The organism is Erwinia papayae (genome assembly GCF_058241465.1).
Map to the genome: position 1 here is coordinate 1,268,941 of NZ_JBZCHT010000013.1, position 25,774 is coordinate 1,294,714.

The window sequence follows — 25,774 nt, forward strand, 5'->3', positions numbered from 1 at the left end:
AAAATCTTACCGGGTTTAACACCTTATCAGAGTCTGAACTCTTCGCCCAGGTAGACTCGTTTAACTTGTTCATCTTCCAGAATTTGTTCTGGCGAACCATGGGCAATCAGATGTCCCTGACTGACAATATAAGCGCGCTCACAGACTGCCAGCGTTTCGCGCACGTTGTGGTCGGTAATGAGTACGCCTAATCCACTGTCACGAAGATGCTCGATAATTTTTTTGATATCAATAACCGAAATCGGGTCAACACCCGCAAAAGGCTCATCCAGCAGGATAAATTTCGGATTGGCTGCCAGCGCCCGGGCGATCTCTACCCGTCGCCGCTCACCTCCAGAAAGCGCCTGTCCCATGCTGTTGCGCAGGTGACTGATATGGAACTCATCCATTAACTCATTAGCGCGATCTTCACGTTGTTCTGGCGTCAGGTCGTCACGAATTTGCAGTACCGCCATCAGGTTGTCAAACACGCTCAGGCGACGGAAGATGGAGGCTTCCTGAGGCAAATAACCAATACCCCGTCGGGCGCGGGCATGCAGTGGCAGTATGCTGATATCTTCTTCATCAATGATGATGCGACCGGCATCGCGGGGTACTATCCCCACCACCATATAGAAAGTCGTGGTCTTGCCTGCGCCGTTGGGTCCAAGAAGACCAACAATTTCGCCGGAATGAACTTGCAGGCTGACATCTTCGACCACACGGCGGCCTTTGTAGGCTTTCGCCAGATTTTCTGCAATTAACGTTGCCATAGCTGATTAGTTACTCTTTTTCTGTCCAGTGGACGGGTTACCTTTATCCTGCAACTGTGAAGGAACCAGAACGGTAGTGACACGCTTGCCGGTGTTGCCATAGGCCTGCATTTTCTGCTCTTTAACCAGATAGGTAATCCGATCGCCTTTAACATTGCTGTCGAGCTGTTCAAGATAGGCATTGCCGGTCAGCTCAACAAAGTCTGTTGCCAGTTCATAATGCATTTTCAGGGCGTGGCCTTTAACGGGTTTACCGTTATCCTGCATTTGATAAAAAGTGGCGGGATTACCGTAAGCGTCAACAATCGTTTTTTTACTGTCTCCGCCCGGACGGGTAACCACCACTTTGTCAGCGGTAATTTTAATCGAACCCTGGGTGACGATAACGTTGCCGGTGAAGGTAGCTACATTACCCTGCATATCCAGCGCCTGGTTTTCGGAATCCACATTGACCGGTTTATCTGAGTCTCCGGTCAGTGCGAGAGCTGGCAGGCTGGCAGCCAACAGCAGGCCGAGTGTCAAAAACTTAAGGTTGTTTTGCATTTTGAATTTCATAGGAGGTTTTGACCTTTTCAATCAACTCGGCAGTTTTGTTGCGTAAATTCCCGCGCATTTTCATGCCGGTAGAGTTAAAGCTGGTGCCATATAGCGTCACCTGATCTTCTGAAGTGACATCCTGAGTGACAAGGTTGACGACTGCATTATCGGTTTTGATTCTTTGCAGTTGGGCATCCTGAGTCAGGCTGTTGACCTCAACATGGCCGTAAAGATACAGCATGCGATCATTGGTCAACTTCGCTTTGTCAGAGCGCACTGACCAGGTGGGAATTTTATTCTCATCGTAGGTGGTCATGATTGGGTTATCGAACCAACTTACCCCATCAAGGGAAAAATAAGTCACTTTGTCTGACACGAGCTTATAGTTCAGGGCTCCCTGCGGGTTATAAACCACGGTATTCGATGACTGGCTGGTGTAGGTTGGTTCCTGGCCGTTTCCCGCTGCGGGTGCGGCGCTGTTGTCGTTATCAGCCAGATTCCAGCCAATAAGCACGATAGCCACCAGGGCCAGCAACAGCGTAATCCAACGCCTTGTTTTACTCATACAGACTGCCCTTTGGCCTCATCAAACTTACCCTGCGCGATCAGTATCAGATCGCAAATTTCGCGCACTGCGCCGCGACCGCCTGCAATGCGCGTGACATAGTCAGCACGCGGAACAAGTACCGGGTGGGCATCTGCCACCGCCACACTCAGCCCTACCTGTTCCATTACCGGCCAGTCGATCAAATCATCACCAATATAAGCCACTTGCTCGGGCTGAAGTGACAGTTTATCCAGAAGTTCGCGGAAGGCCAGAATCTTATCAGACTGGCCCTGGTAAAGATGCGTAATTCCCAGCGTCGCACAGCGGTCAACCAGCAACTTTGCGTTACGACCAGTGATAATAGCGACTTCCACGCCAGAGGTCAGTAGACAACGTATGCCATACCCATCCCGGACATTAAACGCTTTTAGTTCTTCGCCATTATTACCCTGATAGATCACGCCGTCAGACATTACCCCGTCAACGTCGCAAATCAGCAGGTTGATCCGGCTGGCGCGGCTCATTACCTCTTTACTGACTTTGCCGTAGCAAGTTTCAATCCAGTTTGCAGCTGTGCTCATTGATCTTATTCCTTGTTAAACCACACCTGCACGCAACATGTCATGCATATGCACCACACCGAGCAGAACGTCGCCGTTTGCGACCATCAACGCGGTAATGTTACGGCTTTGCATCAGATTCAGAGCATCCACCGCCAGGGTATTAGGCCGGACGCGAATACCCCCTGTAGTCATGACGCTGGCAATGCTGGCCTGCTGAATATCAATACCCATATCAAAGACGCGACGTAAATCACCATCGGTAAAGATACCCTCGATCTTCATCAAATCGTCACAGATCACCGTCATCCCCATATTTTTTCGGGTAATTTCCAGCAGTGCGTCGCGCAGAGAAGCATCCCGACTGACGTGAGGAATCTCATCGCCGCTGTGCATAATATCATTCACGGTTAGCAGGAGTTTACGGCCCAGCGCCCCGCCAGGATGAGACAGAGCAAAGTCTTCAGCGGTAAAGCCACGCGCTTTCAACAGTGCGACAGCCAGAGCATCCCCCATTACCAGCATGGCCGTTGTGCTGGTGGTCGGTGCCAGCCCAAGCGGACAGGCTTCCTGTGGGACTTTAACACACAGATGAATATCAGCGGCCCGGCCCATTGCGCTCTCTGGCCGACTGGTCATGCAAATGAGTGATACCTGCAAACGCTTCAGCACAGGGATCAGCGCCAGAATCTCAGAAGATTCACCAGAGTTAGAGATGGCAATTACAATATCACCGGCGCTCACCATGCCCAGATCGCCGTGGCTCGCTTCTGCCGGATGAACAAAAAAAGCGGGAGTGCCAGTACTGGCAAAGGTAGCCGCCATTTTTTTACCGATATGACCGGATTTACCCATCCCCATCACCACGACTTTACCCATGCAGCTGTAGATACGCTTACAGGTTTCCGTAAAGTCAGCATTGATGTATTGATCGAGCTGTTCCAGACCTTCACGTTCTGTATTCAGAACCTCTTTTCCCGCCTGTTGAAAATCAAAACCAGGCTCAGGGATAACTGGTGACATAATTTTTTAATCCTTTTACCAGAAGGTGGCCGAGGGCTGCCAGTAGAGTACAGTGACCCAGCTATAAAGCCGCTCAACAGTATGGCACCGGCTACCCGTCCAATACGGCGGCTGCGTTGAAGGCAAATAAGGGTGAACAGCGCACTGACGCCCAGCATCACCCAATAGTCACGGGCGAAAGCATGCATATCGACACTTCCCGGATGAACCACGGCGGGGATGCCCAGAACAATCGCGATATTGTAGATATTGGAGCCGATCAAATTTCCCACGGCAATATCGTCTTCACCTTTCAGGGCACCTGCGATTACCGTTGCCAGTTCAGGCAGGCTGGTGCCAACCGAGATAATTGTCAGCCCGATAACCAGTTCGCTGATACCAAAGAAATCTGCAATGACCGTTGCGTTGTCGATCACCATCCGCGTCGACATTGGCAGAATAATCAACGCCACCGCCAGCCAGAGAAACGCTACCGTATTGCCCACATCATCCCGTGGCAGTTCGGCCAGCTGCTCACGCGTGAGAGCATCATTGTTATCGCGCTCGGCTTTACGGGCGATTTTGATAATAAAAAGCAGGTAAATGACTGCGATAGTGATCAGCGCCAGTCCGTTATTGCGACTCAGGTTGTTATCGAACAGCATCACGCCGCACAGCAGAGTGACCAGCAGCATCAGCGGCAGCTCGCGGCGGATTAAATTTGAATGCACTGTCAATGGATGAAGCAGGGCAGCTCCTCCGAGAATTAACAGAATATTCGTAATATTCGAACCTATCGCTGTACCAACAGCAATATCCATCTGTCCGTGCGTGGCCGCAGAGAAAGAGACAATCAGTTCAGGCAGTGAGGTGCCAATGCCCACTACGGTCATGCCGATAATCAGCGGTGGAATGCCTGAAGCACGGCAAAGAATGGCAGCGCTGAACACCAGACGATCTGCACCATATACCAGCAGGACCAAACCGATAATGAATAGTGCTGTAGCTACGAGCATGTAATGTCCTTTGATCGGATATAATCGTCGGTTGGTCTGGCGCGACATCTGAGGTAAGAGCGCAAAAGAATGCGCTGATTTTGACGATCTGAAAGCAAAAAGTAAAACTTATGCCAACTTTAGCCACGTCTTCAGGGTAAGTTTCTGTAAAAGTGTCCTGGATGTACGCATATGCGATACCATCGGAGAAAATTTTATGCCTGAAAAAGAGGATAAGAGGTGACTATGGGGCAGACGGAGGTGAATTTGGTGGATGTTCGCGGGGTCAGTTTTTCCCGTGGCGATCGGCCGGTATTTGATAACATCTCGCTGACGGTACCCAGAGGGAAGGTAACGGCCATTATGGGGCCTTCAGGCATTGGTAAAACCACGTTATTACGTCTGATCGGCGGTCAACTGCGGCCAGACCACGGTGAAATCTGGTTTAACGGCGAGAATATTCCCAGCCTTTCTCGTTCCGGATTGTACGAAGCGCGCAAGAAAATGAGCATGCTTTTTCAGTCCGGTGCCTTATTTACTGATCTCAACGTCTTTGATAACGTCGCCTGGCCTCTGCGTGAGCATACGCAGTTGTCACCTGAGCTACTGCACAGCACGGTAATGATGAAACTGGAGGCCGTCGGACTTCGTGGCGCAGCGCAGTTAAAACCGTCAGAACTGTCAGGTGGCATGGCACGACGGGCCGCGTTGGCGCGAGCCATTGCGCTTGAACCCGAGCTAATCATGTTCGATGAACCCTTTGTGGGTCAGGATCCGATTACGATGGGGGTGCTAGTTAAGCTGATTGACGAGCTGAATCATGCTCTTGGCATGACCTGCATCGTGGTTTCCCACGACGTACCGGAAGTGCTGAGTATTGCTGACTATGCCTATATCATTGCCGGACAGAAGGTTATTGCTCAGGGTACGGCGAAAGCGTTGCGTGAGAATCAGGATGCAAGGGTACGTCAGTTTATTGATGGCATCGCTGACGGCCCGGTGCCATTTCGTTTCCCCGCAGGAGACTATCTGCAAGATTTAACCGGCTCAGGGAGTTAATTGACTGATGTTTTTATCAGGACTGGCATTGGTGGGACGCAAGGCAATCAATACCTGTGCATCCTTTGGTCGTGCAGGATTAATGCTTTTTCACTCGCTGTTGGGCGTACCGCATTTTCGTAAGCATGCGCCGCTATTAGTTAAACAACTGTACAGCATCGGCGTGCTGTCGCTGTTAATCATTGTTGTTTCCGGCCTGTTTATTGGGATGGTGTTGGGGTTACAAGGTTACCTCGTGTTAAACACTTATGGTGCGGAAAGCAGTCTTGGCATGTTGGTGGCGTTATCTCTGCTGCGTGAGTTGGGACCGGTGGTGACCGCACTGCTGTTCGCAGGCAGGGCGGGATCGGCGCTGACCGCTGAGATTGGCCTGATGAAAGCGACGGAACAACTTTCCAGCATGGAAATGATGGCTGTCGATCCTCTGCGCAGGATTATTTCACCGCGCTTCTGGGCTGGTTTTATCAGTATGCCATTGCTGACGTTAATCTTTGTTGCCGTCGGTATCCTTGGCGGGGCGGTTGTTGGCGTCAGCTGGAAAGGGATTGATAGCGGTTTCTTCTGGTCTGCCATGCAAAATGCCGTCGATGTACGAACTGATATCATTAACTGTGTAATCAAGAGTGCTGTTTTCGCTGTTACCGTCAGCTGGATTGCTCTTTTCAATGGCTATGATGCGATCCCAACTTCAGAGGGGATCAGTCGGGCTACGACGCGCACAGTGGTACACGCTTCTCTGGCGGTACTCGGTTTAGATTTTGTGCTGACAGCACTGATGTTTGGGAATTGAAGCAATGCAAACGAAAAAAAGTGAAATTTGGGTGGGCGCATTTTTAATACTTGCACTCTGTGCTGCGCTTTTCCTCTGCCTGCGGGTGGCCGATCTCAAATTGTCAGGCAGTGAGCCGACCTGGCGTTTGTATGCCACCTTCGACAACATTGGCGGATTGAAAACCGGCTCGCCAGTGAAAATCGGTGGTGTGGTGATTGGTCGGGTCACCGATATAGAGCTGGACAGCAAAACGTATTCGCCTCGCGTCACGATGAATATTAATGACAAATACAATCAACTGCCGGATACCAGCTCACTGGCGATCAGAACTTCAGGTCTGTTGGGCGAGCAATTTCTGGCGTTGAATGTCGGCTTTGACGATCCGGAAATGGGAACGTCTATGCTTAAGGATGGCAGCACATTGCGGGATACCAAATCAGCGATGGTTCTTGAGGACCTGATTGGCCAGTTCCTGTACAAGAGTGGCAACGCCAGTGATAACAAAAACGCTTCGGCGGCGGCACCTGAAACAAATGCACAATCTGCGCCGACCGCAACGACTCACTCAGAAGAGGGCAAATGATGTTTAAACGTTTCCTGATGGCCGCGATGCTGGTTATTGCACCGATTGCGGTTAATGCAGCGGCTGATCAAACCAATCCTTATCAGCTGATGAATGAAGCGGCAGCTAAAACCTTTACCCGCCTTAAAAATGAGCAACCTAAGATCAAACAAAATCCTGATTATTTACGCCAGATTGTTCGTGAAGAGTTGTTGCCTTATGTTCAGACAAAGTATGCCGGCGCTCTGGTACTGGGGCGCTACTATCGTGAAGCGACGCCAGCGCAACGGGAAGCTTATTTCAATGCTTTTGGCGACTATCTGGCTCAGGCCTATGGCCAGGCGCTGGCGCTTTACAATGGCCAGACGTATCAAATCGCGCCTGAGCAGCCCTACGCTGACGCCAGCATCATCGCTATTCGTGTGACCATCATTGATCCAAATGGTCGTCCACCGGTTCGCCTTGATTTTCAGTGGCGGAAAAACACCCGTACGGGTGACTGGCAGGCTTACGACATGATTGCTGAGGGCGTGAGCATGATCACCACCAAACAGAACGAATGGAGCGATGTTTTGCGCCTGAAAGGGGTGAATGGATTAACAGAACTGCTGAAATCTTATGCTAATCAGCCAATCAAACTGGATAAGCAACGGTAATGCGCGATCAACTTAACTGGCGCGTAGAGTCGCATCAACTGCTTCTTTCCGGAGAACTTGAGCGACAGACATTAATGGCATTGTGGGATCAACGTGAATCGGTCATGAAACAGGTTGATACTATTGATGTCTCAGCGTTAGAAAGGGTGGACACTGCCGGGCTGGCACTACTTGTCCATTTGCGGCAGATAGCCTTGCATCAGGGAAAAACGCTGCTGTTCACCGGGATTACCGATAAGCTTCGTACGCTGATTTCACTGTACAACCTTCAGCAAATCATTATCTCCCGTAACTGACAAACGGTGAGTCGCTTATAAAATAAGCCCCTGCGTTGTCCGGGGCTTTTTTTGTTTGTTTAAGATAGCGGCACTTTCCACTAAGATGTGTGCCTTGTTAATCATTAAGTGAATTCTGAAGCGTTATGGAAACCAGTGAAATTCAATCTGTGCTGATGAGTGCATTACCCTTACAGGAAGCTCATGTTACCGGCGATGGTAGCCACTTTCAGGTGATAGCCGTAGGCGAACTGTTTGGTGAACTCAGCCGTGTTAAAAAGCAACAAACGGTCTATGCACCGTTGATGACTTACATCGCTGATAACCGTATTCATGCGGTATCAATCAAAACATACACCCCTGACGAATGGGCGCGCGATCGTAAGCTAAACGGCTTTTGAGCGGTGGGTTGTGTCCGGCGTCAGATGATGGCGTGTGGACAGAAATTTAGGTTTGATCAAAGAGAACTGGTGCAATGGATAAATTTCGTGTGCAGGGTCCAACCCGTTTAAGCGGGGAAGTTACAATCTCTGGCGCAAAAAACGCTGCGCTGCCGATCCTGTTCGCTGCTCTGTTGGCGTCCGATCCTGTCGAGATTCAGAATGTCCCAAAACTGAAGGACATTGATACCACCATGAAACTGCTCAGCCAGCTGGGGGTGAAGGTGGACCGCAATGGGTCAGTGCATCTGGATGCCAGCGACGTCAATATTTACTGCGCGCCTTATGAGTTGGTCAAAACCATGCGTGCATCAATCTGGGCGCTTGGCCCGCTGGTGGCGCGTTTTGGCCAGGGGCAGGTTTCCCTGCCTGGTGGCTGTGCTATAGGCGCTCGCCCGGTTGACCTGCATATCACTGGCCTTGAGCAACTCGGTGCTGAAATCAGACTGGAGGAGGGCTATGTCAAAGCCTCTGTTGATGGACGTCTGAAGGGGGCGCATATCGTGATGGACAAGGTCAGCGTGGGTGCGACTGTAACCATCATGAGTGCTGCAACGCTGGCAACGGGCACCACGATTATTGAGAAGGCTGCACGCGAGCCGGAAATTGTTGATACTGCAAATTTTCTTAACACGTTGGGGGCGAAAATCAGCGGTGCTGGCAGTGACCGTATCACCATCGAAGGCGTCGAGCGGCTGGGTGGCGGTGTTTACCGTGTCCTTCCCGATCGCATTGAAACCGGAACTTTCCTGATTGCTGCGGCAATTTCCGGCGGAAGGGTGGTTTGTCGCTCAACGCAACCTGATACGCTGGATGCCGTGCTGGCAAAACTGCGCGAGGCGGGAGCAGATATCGAACTGGGACCGGACTGGATTAGTCTGGACATGCACGGTAAGCGTCCAAAAGCGGTTAATTTCCGCACCGCACCACATCCTGGTTTCCCTACCGATATGCAGGCACAGTTCAGCCTGTTGAATCTGGTTGCGGAAGGGACCGGTGTCATTACTGAAACCATCTTTGAAAACCGTTTCATGCATATACCTGAGCTTATTCGCATGGGTGCACATGCTGAGTTGGAAAGCAATACGGCGATTTGCCATGGAGTGGAAAAACTCTCTGGTGCGCAAGTTATGGCGACGGATTTACGCGCTTCAGCCAGTCTGGTGCTGGCAGGATGTATTGCTGAAGGCACAACTATCGTTGATCGTATTTATCATATTGATCGTGGCTATGAGCATATCGAAGACAAGCTGAAGGCACTGGGTGCCAATATTGAGCGTGTAAACGGCGAAGAGTAATCCCCAGGATAAATAAGGCCGGTAGTCTGAATACTACCGGCCTTTTTTCATGCTCTGATTAATCGTTTGCGATCTATCAGGCTGTGGTTTACTGGATCGTAGTAACGACTCGGCCAGATTTCGGCGGGATGAATCATTAACGCATCAGCAATAAGCCACTCTCCTTTTGGCCAGGGGCGGAACAAAGCATTGGCCAGCGTTGAAGAACTCAACCCTGCCTCACGAGATAAGGCAGCCAGCGTGGTGCCCTGTTTGCGCAAACCTGCAATGATGTCGGCATTATGCCAGTCTTTTTTCTTTTGAAGCATCAGTTCGTCCTCCATGTACGCAGGACATTTTATAGCAATAACACTCCAGTTATTTCCAATACTTTCTTGATGTCGGGCTGATTTTGTGTGGCATTACGCAAAAGGCGTGAAACGTAACAGGGTAATTTGCAAAGCAAATTAAGCCCGGATGTTCAGGTGACGGGATTATGCATCAACATCATCGCAAAAGAAGAGCGCGGGTTTTCCGCGCCTGGTGAGATTGCGTATCAGAATTGGCGTTGCACTGACATGTGCGCCAGCGCTTCAAGTGCGCTGCGCCAGGGCGACTCGGGCAATACCTTAAGCGCCGCGATAGCTTTATCCGCTTCCTGTTCAGCTGCACGGCGTGTCCAGATGAGTGAACCACACTGATGCATCGCATCTAATACCGGCTCAAGTAAATGGCGACCATTTCCCCGTTCAATTGCGCCGCGAATCATTGCTGCCTGCTCTGCGGTACCGTTGCGCATGGCGTGGAGGAGTGGCAACGTTGGCTTGCCTTCGCTCAGGTCATCGCCGACATTTTTACCGAGAGTTTTGCCATCCGCACTGTAATCCAACAAATCATCGATTAACTGGAAAGCAGTTCCAATAAATCGTCCATAATCCTGCAAAGCTTTTTCCTGTTCTGAAGTCGCTGAGGCAAGAATTGCAGAAGATTGAGCTGCGGCCTCAAACAATCGCGCAGTTTTACTGTAGATGACCCGCATGTAACTCTCTTCGCTGATATCGGGGTCATTGCAGTTCATCAGTTGCAGCACTTCACCTTCGGCAATCACGTTTACGGCTTCAGACATCAATGCGAGCACGCGCAGAGAACCCAGGCTGGTCATCATCTGAAATGCCCGGGTATAAATAAAGTCCCCAACCAGAACGCTTTCCGCGTTACCAAAAGTCGCATTAGCGGTTGCTTTACCCCGACGCATATCTGACTCATCAACCACATCATCATGCAGCAGAGTTGCTGTATGAATGAATTCGATCAGGGCAGCAACTGTAACGTGTTGTTTTCCTGAATAGTTGAGCGCGCGAGCGGCTAAAACGGCGATCATCGGGCGAATACGTTTTCCCCCGCCGCTAATAATGTAGTAACCCAACTGATTGATGAGGGATACCTCAGAATTCAGCTGTTCAAGTATTGTTGCATTGACGTCCGCCATATCCTGTGCGGTGAGTTCGTTTATCTGTTCTAAGTTCATCAGTCTGTTCAGCTATTGCTCAGTATGCTGCTATGATAAGCGTCTTTACCCGTACCTGCGGCAATGACTAATGTATAACAGATTGTACTTGAAAATCCCGGCGGAGAAACGTTTGCATACGCTTTGCGTTTTTTTTCTGCAATACCCTGCAACAGCCCCTTGTCATTGCCTGTGAACTTGCGTAGAATTCGCGCCCTATTGTGAATATTTATAGCGCAGCCTGAAACTAGGATGGCAAGCGCGAAAGCGGAGTTTATATGTACGCGGTTTTCCAAAGTGGTGGTAAACAACACCGAGTAAGCGAAGGTCAGACCGTTCGCCTGGAAAAGCTGGATATCGCAACCGGCGAAACGATTGAATTCGACCAGGTTCTGATGATTGCTAACGGTGAAGACGTGACTATTGGCGCGCCTTTAGTTTCAGGTGGCGTGATCAAGGCAGAAATCGTTGCTCATGGTCGCGGCGAGAAAGTTAAAATTGTTAAGTTTCGTCGTCGTAAACACTACCGTAAGCAGCAGGGTCACCGTCAGTGGTTCACTGATGTGAAGATCACTGGCATCAGCGCCTAAGAGGAGATCTGACAAATGGCACACAAAAAGGCTGGCGGCTCCACACGAAATGGTCGCGACTCCAATGCAAAACGCCTGGGTGTTAAGCGTTTTGGTGGTGAATCAGTACTGGCAGGCAGCATCATCGTTCGTCAGCGCGGAACCAAATTCCACGCGGGCAACAACGTAGGCTGTGGCCGTGACCACACACTGTTTGCAACTGCAAACGGCAAGGTCCTGTTTGAAGTAAAAGGCCCGAATAACCGTAAATACATCAGCATCGTTGTTGAGTAAGGTTTTCGTGTCGGAAGGCGGTAGCTGATACCGCTTTCAGCAGCGAATCATGAAGCCCCGCTATGATTGCGGGGCTTTTTACATTCTGCATTTTGATTTGTTGGCCCTGGGGTCGGCAGATTCACGGCAATTTCTTTTTTGCTGTACACTTTATATTCAGTTGCAGGATGTTTTGATATCGTCCCTTCAGGGATGCAATGCAAATTAATTTTGCGGAACCAGACACCTTGCTACCGTCATCAGACCGCTGGTCTGCCCCGACGGCTCATGCCGTACCTGCATAGCAAAGCGGGGCGGAAAGATGATTTACGGAGAAGTAACATGAAGTTTGTTGATGAAGCGACGATCCTCGTTGCTGCGGGCGATGGTGGTAATGGCTGCGTCAGCTTCCGTCGTGAGAAATATATTCCTAAAGGCGGTCCGGATGGCGGTGATGGCGGTGATGGCGGTGATGTTTATGTCCAGGCCGACGAAAACCTGAACACGCTGATCGACTATCGCTTTGAAAAGTCTTTTCGTGCTGAACGTGGTCAGAATGGTCAGAGTCGTGACTGCACCGGCAAACGCGGTCAGGACATTATCATCAAAGTTCCGGTTGGCACCCGGGTTATCGACCAGGGCACAGGTGAAACGCTGGGCGACATGATGAGTCATGGTCAGCTACAGATGGTGGCCAAAGGCGGCTGGCATGGCCTGGGTAACAGCCGTTTTAAATCCTCGGTGAACCGTACGCCACGTCAGAAAACGATGGGGACGCCGGGTGAAAAACGAGACCTCCAGCTTGAATTGCTGTTGCTGGCAGACGTAGGGATGCTGGGACTGCCCAATGCGGGTAAGTCCACTTTTATCAGAGCTGTTTCTGCCGCCCGGCCTAAAGTGGCAGACTATCCTTTTACCACTCTGGCACCCAGCCTGGGTGTGGTACGGATGGACAGCGAGCAAAGTTTTGTTGTGGCGGATATCCCTGGTTTGATAGAGGGGGCTTCAGAAGGGGCGGGTTTAGGCATTCGGTTCCTGAAGCATCTTGAACGTTGCCGGGTATTACTGCATACCATTGATCTGGCACCGATTGACGAATCTGACCCGGTGGAAAATGCCCATATTATTCTGGCGGAGCTGAAAAAATACAGTGAAAAGTTGTTCAATAAGCCACGCTGGCTGGTATTCAACAAAGTCGATCTGTTGGATCAGACTGAAGCTGAATCGCGGGCTAAAGCTATTGCCGAGGCGTTAGGCTGGAGTGATAAATACTATCTGATCTCAGCAGCTAATCGTGCTGGTGTAACTCCTCTTTGTTGGGATGTCATGGCTTTCCTTAATGCCAATCCCAAAGAAGCGGAAGAGGCGCAGAAGCAGCCTGAGAAAGTGGAATTTATGTGGGATGACTATCATCGTCAGCAACTTGAAGAAGCTGAACAGTCGGTAGAAGATGATGACGACTGGGATGATGAATGGGACGAGGACGACGACGAAGGCGTCGAAATCATCTACCAGCGTTGATACAGTAAAGGGACACAATCGGTGTCCCTTTTTGATCGCCATTGCAGTTCAGTTAATCTTTGCGGGTAGCCAGCAGGTTGCATTGAGGCCGCTACGGTCCTGGCGATTATGCAAACGTAATTCGCCGTGGTGAAGCTGAGCGATCCTCTGCACAATATTTAATCCCAGCCCACTTCCACCATAGCGCTGATCCATGCGGCGAAATGCTTTGGTCAGATCCTGCGTCGCTGAGGGAGCGATCCCCGGTCCTTCATCCCGCACGGTAAAACTACTGCCACCTTGTTCTGTCTGCACAATCAGACTGATATGGCTTCCTTCCGGACTGTAGCGGGAGGCATTCTCCAGCAGATTACGCAACATTAATCGCAGTAATACGGCATCTCCCTGGATGCTGGGGGTCATATTGCCGGGCTCTTCGAGCGTCTGATTGCGTAAGGCCAGCATTTCGACCATTTCAACCTGCAAGGGGGCAAATACGGCATACCAGCTAACGATCTGATAATGGCCCCCTGCCAGCGCCTGACCGGCCCGCGACAGCATCAGCAACTGCTCAATGACATGCATCAGTTGATCAATTCGCTCAACCAACATTTTTCCCTGTGGGACACCCTGTTGCTCAAGCAGTTCCAGATGCAGACGCAGTCCGGCAAGCGGGGTACGGAGCTCATGAGCGGCATCGGCGGTAAACAGCCGCTCCTGTTGCAACGTGTGTTCCAGCCTGCCCAAAAGCTGATTCATTGCACCTGTTACTGCTGCTATCTAAGTCATATCGGAAAAATGTGGCAGTGGCGTCAGATTATCAGCTGAACGCTCTGACAGGCTTGTTTGCAGTGAGCGAAGTGGACGAATAATCCAGCTTATCGCCCAGAATGACAGTAACAGCGTTAAGCAAACCATCACCAGCGAGGGCAGCAGCAGAGAGGCGATCGCTTCGCGTATCTCTCCTTCAACCCGTTCATTGCGTGCGTGAGCTGAAAGCGTTTCGTTAACCAGAAAACCTATCTGCTCACGACTTTCATGCCACAGCCAGGCGGCGCTCATTAACTGGCAGGTGAGCAGGATCAGCGCCAGCATAATCAGCAAGCGCCGACGCATACTGTTCACGCGCGTTCTTCCAGACGATATCCCACACCACGGACGGTTCGGATACGATCTTTGCCCAGTTTGCGCCGTAGGTTATGAATGTGAACTTCCAGCGTATTAGAGCCGGTATCATCCTGCCAACTGTAAAGGTCCTGCTGTAAAGTTTCACGATGCACCGTCTGGCCGATACGCATCAGTAAACGGGTTAGCAAGGCAAACTCTTTTGGAGTAATTTCAAGCGGCTGATTGTCGAGATAAACCTGCCGTGAGGAGAGATTGAGCGAAATATCCCCCTGTTGCAGCAAATTATCACTGTGCCCCTGATAGCGACGAATCAAAGCCCGCACCCTGGCTTTTAACTCAACAAGAGCAAAAGGCTTCACCAGATAATCATCGGCTCCCGCATCCAGACCTTCTACCCGATCCTCTAAAGCGTCGCGGGCGGTGAGAATTAACACCGGTAGATCGATATGGGCTTTGCGCCACTGACGTAGCAGATCGCCACCATCAACATCCGGCAGCCCCAGATCAAGCACGATCAGACTATATTGCCCACTGTCCAACAGGGCACATGCTTCTGATCCTTTTGTTGCTGTGTCCACGGCGTAGCCCTCACTGGTTAGTGCCTGAACCAGCCCGCCCAGTAAGAGCGCGTCATCTTCCACAATCAGTAATTTCATTGTTGTCAGTTGTTTTGGTAAACATCCTTATAGAGTCGGCTTTCAAAGCGAACCAACGGAATACGGCGCTGTTTCTGATCCTGCGGCGGAACCGCATAGCCAGAAAGATACTGAACAAAAGCCACGCGCTGGCCACTGGCGGTGGTCATGAAGCCGGCAAGGTTATAGACGCCTTGTAGTGAACCTGTTTTGGCTGACACTTTGCCATCCACGCCAGCTTCGTGCAGACCACCCCGATAACGTAAGGTGCCGTCATAACCCGCAAGTGGCAACATGGAGATAAAGTTTAATTGTTGATCGTTTTTTGCAATGTATTGCAACACCTGCATCATAGTAGCAGGTGAAAGCAAATCATGGCGTGACAAACCTGAACCATCCACCTGGATACTGTTACCCAAATCGACATTTGCTTTCTGTCGCAGAATCTGACGTACGGCATCAGAACCAGCGCGCCAGGTACCCGGTACTCCAAAGCGTTCATGACCGATAGTGCGGAAAACGGTGTCGGCAATCATGTTGTCCGACTTCTTCAACATAATTTTCAGCAAATCGTGCAGGGGAGCGGACTGCGTTGCAGCCAGCGCGGTGGCAGGCGTGGTGACCTGCGTCTGGCGTAGAAGATGACCTGAATAATCGATACCTGCATCCTGTAACTCTGCTTTCAGCAGAGCGCCTGCATAGCTGGCCCCATCCTGGATAGCAAAAGCCAGCGGAAGGGGTTCAGAGCGTTGAGTCATACAGCCCGTTAATGTAAAGCGATTCAGCTCGCCAGGCATCACATCCAGTTCACAATACTGCGCTTCTGATGAACCCCGAGCCAGAGTGCGCACTTCACTGAACATGTTGACCGGATAGTAAGACGCAACCCGGATAAAAGCTTTGTCGCCCGGATTAGGCGCACTGTACAGCGATACCGAAAAACAGTTACGGTCGACAATTGCCGCAGCAGGAGGCGCGCTGAAGCATTGTGTCAGGTCATTCCAGGGCCAGCCCGGTGCTTTATCGTGGCTGGCAAAAATGGAGGTATCAATGACCAGATTTCCCTGAATATGCTGGATACCCTGTTTTTTAAGATTTGCCACCATATTACGTAAATCCTGCCGGGTCAGGGTGGGATCGCCGCCAAATCGTGCGACAAGATCGCCTTTCAACGTTCCATCGCTGATGCTCCCCTTACTTTCCAGCTGGGTGTGAAATCGGTAATCTGGTCCCAGTTGCAGCAGTGCTGCCAGTGCGGTGATCACCTTCATGGTACTGGCCGGAAGGGCCATCTGTTTGCTGTGATAATCAATGGAGGGTGTGCTTGCACCTATTTTTTGGACAATCAGTGTCAGATTGGCGCCATCTGGCAGATACTGGGTGTAATCTTCGACCTGTGCGGCCTGTGCATTTAGCATAAATGCGCAGGCCAGGCCGGTTATAAATGGTGAAAATCGCATAATCTCGCGTTTACTGGCAGGTGATGTTGTCATACTACGGTGCTTCAAGGTGGAAAGTAAACGATGACCCACCATGAACTCTGCGGTAAAATACGTATCAAAATGCAAAACCTTCAGACCCTGAGGCATACCTTCGGGTCGGGGTTATTTTGTTTGTAATTCAGTAGCAAGCGCCGCAGAACGCTTTTTCTGCATCTGACTGTCAGGATGACGAAATTTTGCACAGGACAGAGTTAACGAGGTATTGAGATGAATCAGATTCCGATGACGTTAAGGGGCGCGGAAAGACTGCGCGAAGAGCTGGAAGAGCTGAAAACCATTAAACGCCCCAGAATTATTGCCTCAATTGCTGAAGCACGTGAGCATGGTGATTTAAAAGAGAATGCCGAATATCACGCTGCGCGTGAAGAGCAGGGATTCTGTGAGGGCCGGATTCAGGAAATTGAAGCCAAGCTGTCTAATGCACAGGTAATAGATGTCACTAAAATGAATGCGAATGGCCGCATCATTTTCGGTTCGACTGTGACCGTATTGAATCTGGACACCGATGAAGAGTCGACCTATCGCATCGTTGGCGATGACGAAGCTGACTTCAAACAAAATCTGATTTCCGTTAACTCACCGATGGCGCGAGGTTTGATCGGAAAAGAGGTGGACGACGTCACGGTGATCAAAACGCCGGGTGGTGACGTAGAGTACGAGATTCTTAAGGTTGAATATCTCTGAACAAAGGCGGTAATTGAGTTCAGAAGATTGTAAAGAAAAGAAAAGGCCGTCAGACGGCCTTTTATAAGGATAAGGAGCATGGCAACTTCTGCTGGCTGATTTTCAGAAATGTTTCCGAATTCAGCGAGGGAGGGCTATTTTCCCTTCTTTTGACGGACGGAACAGCACCAGTGTTTTGCCGATGACCTGTACGTTAGCGGCTTTGGTTTCACGCACAATAGCGTCAACTATGAGGCTTTTAGTCTCACGGTCTTCGGTAGCAATTTTTACCTTGATCAACTCGTGATGTTCCAGCGCTTGTTCAATTTCGGCCAGCACTCCTTCGGTCAGGCCGTTGTTACCCAGCATTACGACGGGCTTCAGCGGATGGGCCAGTCCTTTCAGGTGCTGTTTTTGTTTGGTACTCAGATTCATCGTATTTTTTACTTACATTGGGATTGAAAACGGGTCATTCCACCGCCATCTCCGGTGTATCACCAAATCGGTGTGCTGATTTGCGCGGTTTATTTATCGCATACGTTGAATCAAAGTTGGAAATTGTATGACTGGTAAAAAGCGTTCGGCCAGTTCCAGCCGCTGGCTTCAGGAACACTTTAGCGATAAATATGTGCTCGAGGCACAGAAAAAAGGGCTGCGCTCTCGTGCCTGGTTTAAACTTGATGAAATACAGCAGGGCGATAAGCTCTTCAGGCCGGGAATGACGGTGGTTGACCTCGGCGCAGCGCCCGGGGGCTGGTCGCAATATGTGGTGACGCAGATTGGCAATAAAGGTCGCGTCATTGCCTGTGATATCCTGCCGATGGATCCTATCGTTGGTGTCGATTTCCTACAGGGTGATTTTCGTGATGAACTGGTGCTGAAAGCACTGATGGACCGTCTCGGAGAAGACAAAATTCAGGTAGTGATGTCTGATATGGCACCAAATATGACCGGGACGCCTGAGGTGGATATTCCAAGGTCAATGTATTTGGTTGAGCTTGCGCTGGAGATGTGTCGGGATGTACTGGCACCTGGCGGTAGTTTTTTAGTGAAAGTGTTTCAGGGAGATGGCTTTGAAGATTACCTCCGGGAAATTCGCTCCCTGTTTACGAAAGTGAAAATTCGTAAGCCGGATTCTTCGCGCTCTCGTTCGCGTGAAGTGTACATTGTAGCGACAGGGCGCAAACTATAGTACCCTACGCTGTCTGTTAACACAGTTGTAATATGAGGTTAATCCCTTGAGTGACATGGCGAAAAACCTGATTCTTTGGTTAGTCATCGCAGTTGTGCTGATGTCGGTTTTCCAGAGTTTCGGACCCAGCGAGTCGAATGGCCGTAGGGTTGATTACTCAACTTTCCTGTCTGAAGTTAATCAGGATCAGGTCCGCGAGGCTCGTATCAACGGACGTGAAATCAACGTTACCAAAAAAGATAGCAATCGATACACGACCTATATCCCCGTCAACGATCCCAAGTTGCTCGATAACCTGTTGACCAAAAACGTAAAAGTAGTGGGTGAACCACCTGAAGAACCAAGCCTGTTGGCTTCAATCTTCATCTCATGGTTCCCGATGCTGTTGTTGATTGGTGTCTGGATATTCTTCATGCGCCAGATGCAGGGCGGTGGTGGCAAGGGAGCGATGTCCTTTGGCAAAAGCAAAGCCCGCATGTTGACGGAAGATCAGATCAAAACGACTTTTGCAGATGTGGCAGGCTGTGATGAAGCCAAAGAGGAAGTTGGTGAACTGGTTGAATACCTGCGTGAGCCAAGCCGTTTTCAGAAGCTGGGTGGTAAAATTCCGAAAGGCGTGCTGATGGTTGGCCCTCCTGGTACGGGTAAAACGTTGTTGGCAAAAGCCATCGCAGGTGAAGCAAAAGTGCCTTTCTTCACCATTTCAGGTTCTGACTTTGTTGAGATGTTTGTCGGCGTCGGTGCTTCTCGTGTTCGTGACATGTTCGAACAAGCCAAAAAAGCAGCGCCTTGTATCATCTTTATCGATGAAATTGATGCGGTTGGTCGGCAACGTGGTGCTGGTCTGGGTGGTGGTCACGACGAGCGTGAGCAGACTCTGAATCAGATGCTGGTCGAGATGGATGGTTTTGAAGGTAATGAGGGCATCATCGTTATCGCCGCGACTAACCGTCCGGATGTACTCGACCCTGCACTGCTGCGTCCGGGCCGTTTTGACCGCCAGGTCGTAGTCGGTTTGCCTGACGTACGTGGACGTGAGCAAATTCTGAAAGTGCATATGCGTCGCGTCCCTCTGGCAACAGATATTGATGCAGCAATCATTGCGCGCGGCACGCCAGGTTTTTCCGGGGCCGATCTGGCAAACCTGGTGAACGAAGCGGCGTTGTTTGCTGCTCGTGGTAATCGTGGTGTGGTATCGATGGTTGAGTTTGAGAAGGCGAAAGACAAGATCATGATGGGAGCCGAAAGGCGCTCTATGGTGATGACTGAGGCACAGAAAGAGTCCACCGCTTTTCACGAAGCGGGCCATGCGATCATTGGTCGGCTGGTACCGGAGCATGATCCTGTGCATAAAGTTACCATCATTCCGCGTGGTCGTGCCCTGGGGGTGACCTTCTTCCTGCCTGAGGGTGATGCCATCAGCGCCAGTCGTCAGAAACTGGAAAGTCAGATTTCCACCCTCTATGGTGGTCGCCTTGCTGAAGAGATCATTTACGGTGTTGAACATGTTTCCACCGGTGCCTCTAACGACATCAAAGTAGCAACCTCAATTGCACGTAACATGGTTACGCAATGGGGCTTCTCAGAAAAACTGGGGCCGTTGCTTTATGCAGAAGAAGAAGGTGAAGTTTTCCTTGGACGTTCTGTAGCTAAAGCAAAACATATGTCTGATGAAACTGCTCGTATCATTGATCAGGAAGTGAAGTCACTGGTAGAAGGTAACTACCAGCGTGCCCGTCGCATTCTGAACGAAAACATGGACATACTTCATGCAATGAAAGATGCGCTGATGAAGTATGAAACCATCGATGCGCCGCAGATTGACGACCTGATGGCGCGCCGCGAAGTGCGTCCGCCAGCAGGTTGGGAAGATCCTGGCACTAATAATTCTGACAGCAACGGTACACCAAAGGCTCCGCGCCCGGTAGATGAACCGCGTACGCCAAATCCAGGCAATACCATGTCAGAACAGCTGGGCGATAAATAAGTTATCCTGCCATCGTCCCCCTGAACCCCGGCGCTGACCGGGGTTTTTTATATCCACGACAACTGAATATGATTCGTAAATCTGTCAGGAGAGACAACGTTATGAAACTTCATGCCAGAGACTCCGTGCTCGATTTATCCCATCCTCATGTGATGGGTATATTGAATGTAACTCCGGATTCGTTCTCTGATGGCGGCAGGCATAACGACTTAATTCAGGCTGTTACACATACTAATTCCATGATTAATGCAGGCGCGACCATCATCGATATTGGTGGCGAGTCCACGCGTCCCGGTGCGGAAGAGGTCAGTGTGCAGCAGGAACTGGAGCGGGTGATCCCGGTAGTGGAAGCAATTGCGCAACGCTTTGAAGTGTGGATTTCAGTAGATACATCTAAAGCCGAAGTGATTCGCGAGGCTGCTCATGCGGGAGCGCATCTGATTAACGACATCCGTTCATTGCAGGAGCCAGGAGCGCTGGAGGCTACAGCGGCCAGTGGCCTGCCGGTCTGCCTGATGCATATGCAGGGCGAGCCACGAACTATGCAGCAGTCACCGCATTATCAGCATTTTTTACAGGATGTTGAGGCATTTTTCATCGAGCACATTGCGCGCTGTGAGGCCGCAGGAATTAAAAAAGATCGGTTGCTGCTCGACCCTGGATTTGGTTTCGGTAAGAATCTGAGACACAATTATCAGCTGCTGGCCCACCTTGCTGATTTTCATCGTTTTGGTATGCCTCTGCTGGTCGGAATGTCACGCAAAAGCATGATAGGCCAGTTGTTAAACGTCGGCCCATCTCAGCGTCTGACTGGGAGTCTGGCCTGCGCGGTGATTGCCGCTATGCAAGGTGCGCATATTCTGCGTGTCCATGATGTTAAAGAAACCGTCGAGGCCATGCGCGTCGTCGAAGCAACATTGTCAGCAAAGGAAGAGTAATCCTATGAGCAACCGTAAGTATTTTGGTACCGATGGCATTCGTGGAAAAGTGGGCGAATCGCCAATTACGCCTGATTTTGTGCTGAAGTTGGGCTGGGCGGCGGGCAAGGTGCTGGCAAGAAACGGCTCAAAAAAAATCATTATTGGCAAGGATACGCGTATCTCAGGTTACATGTTGGAGTCGGCTCTGGAGGCTGGTTTGGCGGCGGCTGGCTTATCAGCAGCTTTTACCGGACCGATGCCTACGCCAGCTATTGCCTATCTGACCCGTACTTTTCGGGCTGAAGCCGGGATCGTTATTTCCGCTTCACACAATCCTTTTGATGACAATGGTATTAAATTTTTCTCGATTGAAGGCACCAAGTTACCTGACGATGTTGAGGAAGCGATTGAGGCAGAAATGGAAAAGCCGATTACCTGCGTGGAGTCTGCTGAACTTGGTCGTGCCAGTCGTATTGTTGATGCCGCAGGTCGCTATATTGAGTTCTGTAAAGGCACATTTCCTGGCGAACTGAGCCTGAATGGGCTGAAGATCGTCGTGGATTGTGCAAATGGTGCAACCTATCATATCGCGCCAAATGTGCTGCGCGAACTGGGAGCCACGGTCATTACGCTGGGTGTCCACCCTGATGGTATGAACATCAATAAAGAATGTGGTGCAACAGATGTTCGTCAACTTCAGGCGCGAGTGCTGGCAGAAAAGGCAGATATTGGTCTGGCTTATGACGGTGATGGTGACCGCATCATGATGGTGGACCACCTTGGTTGCAAAGTGGATGGCGATCAGATTCTTTACATCATCGCCCGTGAAGGTCTGCGTCAGGGGCAGTTACGTGGCGGCGTCGTGGGCACATTGATGAGCAACATGGGGCTGGAACTGGCACTGAAGCAGTTGGGAATTCCTTTTGCCAGAGCAAAAGTCGGCGATCGTTATGTTTTAGAAAAAATGCAGGAAAAAGGCTGGCGTCTCGGGGCGGAAAACTCCGGGCATGTCATCCTGCTTGATAAGACTACTACCGGAGATGGCATAGTAGCTGGTTTGCAGGTACTTACTGCGATGGTACGTAATCATATGAGCCTGCATGACTTGTGTAGCGGGATGAAACTGCTGCCACAAATACTGGTGAATGTTCGCTTCAGCGGTGAAACCGATCCCCTGGAAGATGAGCAGGTCAAAGCGGTGACATCCGAGGTTGAGAAAGAACTGCACGGTCGTGGTCGCGTGTTGCTGAGAAAATCAGGTACGGAGCCTTTAATCCGGGTAATGGTTGAAGGCGAGAATGAAGATCAGGTGACGGCACTGGCACATCGTATTGCCGACGCCGTCAAGGCCGTTTAACACAGTGATCACCGGAGTTGCTGGCTCCGCTTTATCTTTAAAGCTGATGGATGAGCTGAAGTGTGTGCAGGGATGCCTGGGCAGCCGTGATTGTCTGATTTATCAGCATTTTCCATCTTTATCCGTGACTTTTGCTGTTTTTTTCTGCAAATAACCTCAGGGTGATAAATTGCCCTTGCGTGGGCAGGCTGCTTTGGTTAGTATTCACACCCGCTTCGGAAGGGTAGTGATACTACCTGCTGGTTGGTTTGAAGCTTTTGATGTGCGAGTCTCGCGCAAGGAACAGGTTGAATTATGTACGAAGCTCTTTTGGTAGTTTTCCTTATTGTAGCCATCGACCTGGTTGGTCTGATTATGCTGCAACAAGGTAAAGGCGCTGATATGGGCGCGTCATTTGGTGCTGGCTCCTCGGCAACACTGTTTGGTTCTAACGGTTCAGGTAACTTTATGACCCGTATGACCGCTGTGCTGGCGACGTTGTTCTTCATCATCAGTCTGATTCTGGGTAACATCAACAGCAACAAAACTCAGAAAGGAAGCGAGTGGGAAAATCTGACTCAGCCTGCGCAATCTCAGCAGCAGAGCCAGCCTGCAAAACCGGCTACGCCGGGTAGCGATATCCCGCAGTAAGTTGTTAATGTTGTTATATTCGGCGCGACAGAATAAAAAAAGTCGCAATCTTTAGTGCCGTGGTGGTGGAATTGGTAGACACGCTACCTTGAGGTGGTAGTGCCCGCATGGGCTTACGGGTTCAAGTCCCGTCCTCGGTACCAAATCTCAGTATTGCTTGTATTTTTTACAAGTTTGGCGTAGTATTTGCCACGTTTTCGGACGCGGGGTGGAGCAGCCTGGTAGCTCGTCGGGCTCATAACCCGAAGGTCGTCGGTTCAAATCCGGCCCCCGCAACCACTTTCCCTTAGAGTTATTTTTCAAATATACTGTGTGCATCATCAGAGGCACTGACAGCGGGTTTTGAAAAAAATTCTTCTGGATTGTGCCGAACCGCCATTTATGGCGTACAGGGTCCAGTCGCATAAAGCCCCGAATTTTCGGGGTTTTTTGTTATCAGGAAACAGTAAACTGGGCTATTAAGCCCTTTTTTTATGTCTTGGGGGTGGGATTGTCCACATTAGAGCAAAAATTAACAGAGCTGATTTCAGCACCGGTAGAAGCGTTAGGCTTTGAACTGGTCGGTATTGAATTTGTACGCGGCCGCACTTCTACGTTGCGCATCTATATTGATAGTGAAAATGGCATCACTGTTGACGATTGCGCTGATGTCAGTCACCAGGTCAGTGCCGTGTTTGATGTTGAGGATCCCATCACCGTAGCTTACAACCTTGAAGTCTCCTCACCAGGCCTTGACCGCCCACTCTTTACCGCAGAGCATTATGCACGATTTACCGGTGAAGAAGTGAGCCTGGTGTTACGCATGGCCGTGCAGAACCGCCGCAAATGGCAGGGGATCATCAAATCAGTCGAGGGTGAGATGATTACGGTTGCCGTTGAGGGTAACGACGAAGTGTTCGCGCTGAGCAATATCCAGAAGGCGAACCTGGTTCCCCACTTTTAAAAGTTCGGATTGAGGCATACCAGGATGAACAAAGAAATCTTAGCTGTAGTCGAGGCCGTATCTAACGAGAAATCCCTCCCGCGCGAGAAGATTTTCGAGGCACTGGAGAGTGCACTGGCCACGGCAACCAAAAAGAAATACGAGCAGGAAATCGATGTGCGTGTCAGCATTGACCGCAAAAGTGGTGATTTTGAAACCTTCCGTCGCTGGCTGATTGTTGATGAAGTCACTATGCCAACCCGTGAAATCACCCTTGAAGCTGCGCGTTTTGAAGATGAATCGCTGAATGCGGGTGAGTTTGTTGAAGATCAGATTGAGTCGGTGACCTTTGATCGTATCACCACGCAGACTGCCAAACAGGTGATTGTCCAGAAAGTGCGCGAAGCCGAGCGTGCGATGGTGGTCGATCAGTTCCGTGAGCAGGAAGGTGAAATCATCACCGGCGTGGTGAAGAAGGTTAACCGCGATAATATTTCCCTCGAAGTTCGGCCAAACGATGGTTCAAGTACCAACGCTGAAGCAGTCATTATCCGCGAAGATATGCTGCCGCGTGAAAACTTCCGTCCGGGCGACCGTATTCGTGGGGTACTTTATGCCGTGCGCCCTGAAGCTCGCGGTGCACAGCTCTTTGTCAGCCGTTCTAAACCCGAAATGCTGATTGAACTGTTTCGTATCGAAGTACCGGAAATCGCGGAAGAGGTGCTTGAAATCAAAGCTGCGGCGCGTGATCCAGGTTCACGAGCTAAAATCGCGGTGAAAACCAATGATAAGCGTATTGATCCGGTCGGCGCTTGCGTGGGTATGCGTGGTGCGCGTGTTCAGGCGGTTTCCAGTGAGTTGGGTGGCGAACGTATTGACATCGTGTTATGGGACGATAATCCGGCACAGTTTGTGATCAATGCCATGGCCCCGGCAGATGTCGCCTCTATTGTGGTTGATGAAGATAACCACACGATGGATATCGCTGTCGAAGCCGGAAATCTGGCCCAGGCGATTGGCCGAAATGGTCAAAACGTTCGTCTCGCGGCGCAGCTAAGCGGCTGGGAACTGAATGTGATGACGGTAGACGATCTACAGGCCAAGCATCAGGCTGAAGCTCATGCAGCCATCGATGTCTTTACCCGTCATCTTGATATTGATGAGGATTTTGCGACCGTTCTGGTTGAAGAGGGCTTCTCTTCTCTTGAAGAGCTGGCTTACGTTCCGATTAACGAGCTGCTTGAAATTGACGGTCTGGATGAAGAGACCATTGAAGCGCTGCGTGATCGTGCAAAAAATGCGTTAACCACACTTGCTCTGGAAAAAGCAGAGAGTCAGGGCACAAACCTGCCGGCAGATGATTTGCTTAATCTGGAAGGTCTGGATCGTGAACTGGCATTTAAGCTGGCAGCGATGGGCGTTTGTACGCTGGAAGATCTTGCCGAGCAGGGTGTTGACGACCTGTCAGATATTGAGGGCCTGAGCGATGAGCAGGCTGGGGAGCTAATTATGGCTGCCAGAAATATCTGTTGGTTCGGTGACGACGCATAACAAA

28 protein-coding genes, 2 tRNA genes and 2 pseudogenes are annotated in these 25,774 nt (G+C 50.5%); 20 read left to right on the forward strand and 12 right to left on the reverse strand.

Annotation, left to right across the window (positions count from 1 at the left end; genetic code table 11):
• Positions 1-26 precede the first annotated feature (26 nt).
• The 6 genes and pseudogenes from lptB to AC3RPL_RS22015 form a co-directional block, all read right to left on the reverse strand.
• On the reverse strand, positions 27-752 hold the full coding sequence (gene lptB / locus AC3RPL_RS21990) for an LPS export ABC transporter ATP-binding protein (RefSeq protein ID WP_034936719.1): 726 nt from the start codon (positions 750-752) through the stop codon (positions 27-29).
• Between the two features lie 6 nt (positions 753-758).
• Positions 759-1,307 carry a lipopolysaccharide ABC transporter substrate-binding protein LptA gene (lptA, locus tag AC3RPL_RS21995; RefSeq protein ID WP_034936722.1) on the reverse strand — a complete coding sequence of 183 codons (549 nt, stop codon included), beginning with the start codon at positions 1,305-1,307 and terminating at the stop codon, positions 759-761.
• Entirely contained in the window at positions 1,279-1,854 is a 576-nt protein-coding gene (gene lptC / locus AC3RPL_RS22000) for an LPS export ABC transporter periplasmic protein LptC (protein WP_261643843.1), read from the reverse strand. Before lptC ends, lptA begins: the two co-directional genes overlap by 29 nt.
• The gene (gene kdsC, locus AC3RPL_RS22005; protein ID WP_490741528.1) at positions 1,851-2,417 is read right to left on the reverse strand and encodes a 3-deoxy-manno-octulosonate-8-phosphatase KdsC; all 567 of its coding nucleotides are present in this window, start codon (positions 2,415-2,417) and stop codon (positions 1,851-1,853) included. The genes lptC and kdsC overlap by 4 nt, the downstream gene beginning before the upstream one ends.
• 15 nt (positions 2,418-2,432) lie before the next feature.
• Entirely contained in the window at positions 2,433-3,419 is a 987-nt protein-coding gene (gene kdsD, locus AC3RPL_RS22010) for an arabinose-5-phosphate isomerase KdsD (protein WP_034936730.1), read from the reverse strand.
• 15 nt (positions 3,420-3,434) lie between these two features.
• Positions 3,435-4,414, reverse strand: a pseudogene (locus AC3RPL_RS22015) (calcium/sodium antiporter).
• 225 nt (positions 4,415-4,639) lie between these two features.
• Between AC3RPL_RS22015 and mlaF the strand changes: the two are divergent.
• From mlaF to murA, 7 genes are all read left to right on the forward strand, one after another.
• On the forward strand, positions 4,640-5,452 hold the full coding sequence (gene mlaF, locus AC3RPL_RS22020; RefSeq protein ID WP_034936733.1) for a phospholipid ABC transporter ATP-binding protein MlaF: 813 nt from the start codon (positions 4,640-4,642) through the stop codon (positions 5,450-5,452).
• 7 nt (positions 5,453-5,459) lie between these two features.
• Positions 5,460-6,242, forward strand: a complete 783-nt coding sequence (gene mlaE, locus AC3RPL_RS22025; protein ID WP_490741529.1) for a lipid asymmetry maintenance ABC transporter permease subunit MlaE — start codon at positions 5,460-5,462, stop codon at positions 6,240-6,242.
• A 4-nt stretch (positions 6,243-6,246) separates the two neighbouring features.
• Entirely contained in the window at positions 6,247-6,807 is a 561-nt protein-coding gene (mlaD, locus tag AC3RPL_RS22030) for an outer membrane lipid asymmetry maintenance protein MlaD (RefSeq protein ID WP_490741530.1), read from the forward strand.
• A complete protein-coding gene (gene mlaC, locus AC3RPL_RS22035; RefSeq protein WP_490742114.1) occupies positions 6,807-7,442 on the forward strand; it encodes a phospholipid-binding protein MlaC in 636 nt (211 codons plus the stop codon). The genes mlaD and mlaC overlap by 1 nt, the downstream gene beginning before the upstream one ends.
• Positions 7,442-7,738: a lipid asymmetry maintenance protein MlaB gene (gene mlaB / locus AC3RPL_RS22040; RefSeq protein ID WP_490741531.1), complete on the forward strand. Its 297-nt coding sequence runs from the start codon at positions 7,442-7,444 to the stop codon at positions 7,736-7,738. Before mlaC ends, mlaB begins: the two co-directional genes overlap by 1 nt.
• A 125-nt stretch (positions 7,739-7,863) precedes the next feature.
• Complete coding sequence (ibaG, locus tag AC3RPL_RS22045; protein WP_490741532.1) at positions 7,864-8,118, forward strand: BolA family iron metabolism protein IbaG; 255 nt, start codon at positions 7,864-7,866, stop codon at positions 8,116-8,118.
• Positions 8,119-8,192: 74 nt separating this feature from the next.
• Positions 8,193-9,455 carry a UDP-N-acetylglucosamine 1-carboxyvinyltransferase gene (gene murA / locus AC3RPL_RS22050; protein ID WP_490741533.1) on the forward strand — a complete coding sequence of 421 codons (1,263 nt, stop codon included), beginning with the start codon at positions 8,193-8,195 and terminating at the stop codon, positions 9,453-9,455.
• A 47-nt stretch (positions 9,456-9,502) separates the two neighbouring features.
• On the opposite strand, the gene AC3RPL_RS22055 is transcribed toward murA, so the two are convergent.
• Together AC3RPL_RS22055 and ispB are read right to left on the reverse strand one after the other, a co-directional pair.
• A complete protein-coding gene (locus tag AC3RPL_RS22055) occupies positions 9,503-9,763 on the reverse strand; it encodes a helix-turn-helix domain-containing protein (RefSeq protein ID WP_034937367.1) in 261 nt (86 codons plus the stop codon).
• Positions 9,764-9,990: 227 nt separating this feature from the next.
• Positions 9,991-10,962, reverse strand: a complete 972-nt coding sequence (gene ispB / locus AC3RPL_RS22060; protein WP_490741534.1) for an octaprenyl diphosphate synthase — start codon at positions 10,960-10,962, stop codon at positions 9,991-9,993.
• 257 nt (positions 10,963-11,219) lie between these two features.
• Here ispB and rplU point away from each other — a divergent pair, with 257 nt between their 5' ends.
• The 3 genes from rplU (at position 11,220) to cgtA (ending at position 13,304) form a co-directional block, all read left to right on the forward strand.
• Positions 11,220-11,531, forward strand: coding sequence for a 50S ribosomal protein L21 (gene rplU / locus AC3RPL_RS22065; protein ID WP_034936744.1), 312 nt, complete (start codon positions 11,220-11,222; stop codon positions 11,529-11,531).
• Between the two features lie 15 nt (positions 11,532-11,546).
• On the forward strand, positions 11,547-11,804 hold the full coding sequence (gene rpmA / locus AC3RPL_RS22070; RefSeq protein ID WP_490741535.1) for a 50S ribosomal protein L27: 258 nt from the start codon (positions 11,547-11,549) through the stop codon (positions 11,802-11,804).
• Between the two features lie 321 nt (positions 11,805-12,125).
• Positions 12,126-13,304, forward strand: coding sequence for an Obg family GTPase CgtA (gene cgtA / locus AC3RPL_RS22075; RefSeq protein ID WP_490741536.1), 1,179 nt, complete (start codon positions 12,126-12,128; stop codon positions 13,302-13,304).
• 48 nt (positions 13,305-13,352) lie between these two features.
• Here cgtA and pmrB read toward each other — a convergent pair.
• From pmrB to dacB, 3 genes and pseudogenes are all read right to left on the reverse strand, one after another.
• Positions 13,353-14,408, reverse strand: a pseudogene (pmrB, locus tag AC3RPL_RS22080) (two-component system sensor histidine kinase PmrB).
• Positions 14,405-15,067, reverse strand: a complete 663-nt coding sequence (gene pmrA, locus AC3RPL_RS22085; RefSeq protein WP_490741537.1) for a two-component system response regulator PmrA — start codon at positions 15,065-15,067, stop codon at positions 14,405-14,407. The pseudogene pmrB and the gene pmrA overlap by 4 nt, the downstream one beginning before the upstream one ends.
• Before the next feature lie 5 nt (positions 15,068-15,072).
• A complete protein-coding gene (gene dacB, locus AC3RPL_RS22090; RefSeq protein ID WP_490742115.1) occupies positions 15,073-16,506 on the reverse strand; it encodes a serine-type D-Ala-D-Ala carboxypeptidase in 1,434 nt (477 codons plus the stop codon).
• Between the two features lie 249 nt (positions 16,507-16,755).
• Here dacB and greA point away from each other — a divergent pair, with 249 nt between their 5' ends.
• Positions 16,756-17,232 (forward strand): transcription elongation factor GreA, encoded by a 477-nt coding sequence (greA, locus tag AC3RPL_RS22095; protein WP_034936753.1) that lies wholly within the window; start codon positions 16,756-16,758, stop codon positions 17,230-17,232.
• A 120-nt stretch (positions 17,233-17,352) separates the two neighbouring features.
• Here the strand turns inward: greA and yhbY are convergent, their stop codons facing one another.
• Positions 17,353-17,646 (reverse strand): ribosome assembly RNA-binding protein YhbY, encoded by a 294-nt coding sequence (gene yhbY / locus AC3RPL_RS22100; RefSeq protein WP_034936755.1) that lies wholly within the window; start codon positions 17,644-17,646, stop codon positions 17,353-17,355.
• Positions 17,647-17,773: 127 nt separating this feature from the next.
• On the opposite strand from yhbY, the gene rlmE reads away from it, so the two are divergent.
• The 9 genes from rlmE (at position 17,774) to nusA (ending at position 25,770) form a co-directional block, all read left to right on the forward strand.
• A complete protein-coding gene (gene rlmE, locus AC3RPL_RS22105) occupies positions 17,774-18,403 on the forward strand; it encodes a 23S rRNA (uridine(2552)-2'-O)-methyltransferase RlmE (RefSeq protein WP_490741538.1) in 630 nt (209 codons plus the stop codon).
• Between the two features lie 55 nt (positions 18,404-18,458).
• Positions 18,459-20,390 (forward strand): ATP-dependent zinc metalloprotease FtsH, encoded by a 1,932-nt coding sequence (gene ftsH / locus AC3RPL_RS22110; RefSeq protein WP_490741539.1) that lies wholly within the window; start codon positions 18,459-18,461, stop codon positions 20,388-20,390.
• 101 nt (positions 20,391-20,491) lie between these two features.
• Complete coding sequence (gene folP / locus AC3RPL_RS22115) at positions 20,492-21,328, forward strand: dihydropteroate synthase (RefSeq protein WP_490741540.1); 837 nt, start codon at positions 20,492-20,494, stop codon at positions 21,326-21,328.
• A gap of 4 nt (positions 21,329-21,332) precedes the next feature.
• Positions 21,333-22,667 carry a phosphoglucosamine mutase gene (gene glmM, locus AC3RPL_RS22120; RefSeq protein WP_034936767.1) on the forward strand — a complete coding sequence of 445 codons (1,335 nt, stop codon included), beginning with the start codon at positions 21,333-21,335 and terminating at the stop codon, positions 22,665-22,667.
• A 294-nt stretch (positions 22,668-22,961) separates the two neighbouring features.
• Positions 22,962-23,297: a preprotein translocase subunit SecG gene (gene secG, locus AC3RPL_RS22125; protein WP_490741541.1), complete on the forward strand. Its 336-nt coding sequence runs from the start codon at positions 22,962-22,964 to the stop codon at positions 23,295-23,297.
• A gap of 56 nt (positions 23,298-23,353) precedes the next feature.
• Positions 23,354-23,440, forward strand: a tRNA-Leu gene (locus AC3RPL_RS22130).
• Positions 23,441-23,499: 59 nt separating this feature from the next.
• Positions 23,500-23,576, forward strand: a tRNA-Met gene (locus AC3RPL_RS22135).
• A gap of 211 nt (positions 23,577-23,787) precedes the next feature.
• Positions 23,788-24,240 (forward strand): ribosome maturation factor RimP, encoded by a 453-nt coding sequence (gene rimP, locus AC3RPL_RS22140; RefSeq protein ID WP_034937370.1) that lies wholly within the window; start codon positions 23,788-23,790, stop codon positions 24,238-24,240.
• A 24-nt stretch (positions 24,241-24,264) separates the two neighbouring features.
• Complete coding sequence (gene nusA, locus AC3RPL_RS22145) at positions 24,265-25,770, forward strand: transcription termination factor NusA (protein ID WP_034936771.1); 1,506 nt, start codon at positions 24,265-24,267, stop codon at positions 25,768-25,770.
• Positions 25,771-25,774: the final 4 nt, after the last annotated feature.